The sequence below is a fragment of the Moorena sp. SIO3I6 genome (genome assembly GCF_010672095.1).
In genome coordinates, this window is record NZ_JAAHHU010000791.1 from 1 (window position 1) to 2,202 (window position 2,202).

General features: G+C 39.5%; 2 protein-coding genes. Both read right to left on the bottom strand.

The window, feature by feature from the left end:
• Positions 1-231: 231 nt before the first annotated feature.
• Positions 232-1,047, bottom strand: a complete 816-nt coding sequence (locus tag F6K49_RS42785; RefSeq protein ID WP_293107574.1) for a class I SAM-dependent methyltransferase — start codon at positions 1,045-1,047, stop codon at positions 232-234.
• A gap of 49 nt (positions 1,048-1,096) precedes the next feature.
• Positions 1,097-2,202: alpha/beta fold hydrolase (locus tag F6K49_RS42790; protein WP_293107578.1), on the bottom strand; the 1,106-nt coding region annotated here is incomplete at its 5' end.

Sequence of the window (2,202 nt, forward strand, 5' to 3'; positions counted from 1 at the left end):
TCTCACTGCTGTTACTGTACCTCATTACTATGATAATTGCTATATAGTGCCCTTGCTTATGTCCTGATCTATTTTACCTTGATGCCTTCAAGATTAACGATCGCCACTATACATATCTTATTCTGGATTCATCCATTGTATTAGTGGAATAAATTCCATAAAGGGATCTAATTATTTCAGATTTTTATCCACTAACTCCTCTATTATTTTTTCACATTTCATTCTTGATTGCTATAACTTAGTTTCTACAATTAGATAAGTATTACGAAAGTAGGGGAATTGGCCAAGGATTTTAAAAAGTAGTTGCCATTGCCAAGGCCAACGTTCTTGATGTATTTGATATAGAGGCCAACTATTGACTACTTGCAATCCCATGGCAGTTAAATCTTCTTCATTCTTCACAAACCACTTTAGGGAAGCTCCAATTTGAGATAGATTTTTACTGATTTTATTTTTAGCATAATTTCCTAAGACTTCCACATCTAAGGTTGCACCTGGAAAACGAGAGCGCATCATAGATAGAAGTTGCTGGACTTCATTTACCTCAAAGTAGGCTAGTAAGCCTTCTGCAATAAATAAAATGTTTTCTGGTTCTACGTTGGGCAAATTATTCATCCAGTCAAAATCCATAACTGAAGCACTAATAAACTGATGCTGTTCTGTCTGTGTATCTAACTTAGAGCGCAATTCAGTTACCATGGGCAAATCTAGTTCAAACCAACGATAAGCATTCTGTCCAATACGGTGAAAACGACTAGATAATCCAGCTCCCAATTCTACTACAACTGGATGGGAATGGTTGGCAATATGACCAGATGCTATTTGATCATGCTGGTAAGTTCGGATAGCAACTGCAATATTACCAGCTTTAGCACTTTTAGAATAAAATTTCTCTAGCTCTTGATCCCAACCCGCGAGTTTTAACCACTCAACAGCTAGTGGATCTTGAAATAGGGGATGAGAATTAGCTTGTTCTTCAGCTCGTCCTCTGAGTGGTAAAAGTAGGGTGCGAGGTACACCTGTTAATTCAGTAACAATTTGAGACATAAGATATTGATATCCTGTTTGTTTAAAATTTTGATTAGAGTTGATTCAATTATTGACTATAACTGACCTTACTCAAAGCTTTCTCTATACAAGCTCGTAACTTTTTAGCCAAGGTGGTTACGCCTGGTGGATAAACCATATACTCGTGATAACCAGGAACAGTTTCTACCTTAACCTCGCCAATGGACTCGTCTGCCCAACCTAGAGTTGGTCCCATAGCAGCAATGACTTCCTGGGAGAATCCCAATGAACCTTTTTCAGGTTTGAATAAAGTCATAGAACCTGAATAGTTGGGTGGTGAGTAGCTACGCATTGCATTGTAATTTAGCTCCAAAACTTTCAGGAGACCTTCAATATCAGCAACCTGAAAATCATGAGGAACTACATTAGCTTGTTGAGCTTTCTTCAAAATAAAGACTGTTCTTTCCTCTGGAGCAAGTTTCTGGAATTCTTCGGTAGGTATAGAAACAGTTCCCCCAAACAATTGAAAGACAACTTCTTCCCCTTCTACTTCTACTATGTTTTGCTCATCAGTCAACTTCGATGGGGCGTAGGTATCAAGTAATCCTAGAAAAGCTACTTGTTCACCTTGAATCGTTAATTCGTAAGCCATCTGTAATGCTACTGCTCCACCAAATGACCAACCAAGTAGAGTATACGGACCATTTGGCTGCACCTCACGAATAGCAGAAAGGTAAAGACTAGCCATATCTTCTACCCGTGTGAGTGGTTCTTGCCCTTTTTCTATACCTAATGCTTGTAGACCATAGAAGGGTTGCTCCGTTCCCAATAGTTTAGCTAACTCAAAGTAGCAGAAAGCAGTTCCACCACCAGGGTGTATGCAGAATATTGGCACTTTGGAGCCATTTGGGTTAATAGGAAATAGAGGGGAAAAGGAGGAAATACTCTCTTGACGGAGAACAGCAGCTAGTTCCTCAATAGTAGGAGATTGAAAGAGGGTTGACAGGGCTAGAGATTTCCCCAACTCATTTTCAATATATTTCATCAAGCGAACTGCCAAAAGTGAATTGCCCCCCAACTCAAAGAAATTATCATAGATACCCACCTGGGATACCTCTAACAAATCCTGCCAGATTTGAGCAATTTGACGCTCCGTCTCATTCCTGGGCTTTACCCTTTCTTGAGTTGAACGAC

Coding starts and splice junctions, on each gene's coding strand:
- F6K49_RS42785 (WP_293107574.1), bottom strand. CDS start 1,047: ATGTCTCAAATTGTTACTGAATTAACAGGTGTACCTCGCACCCTACTT.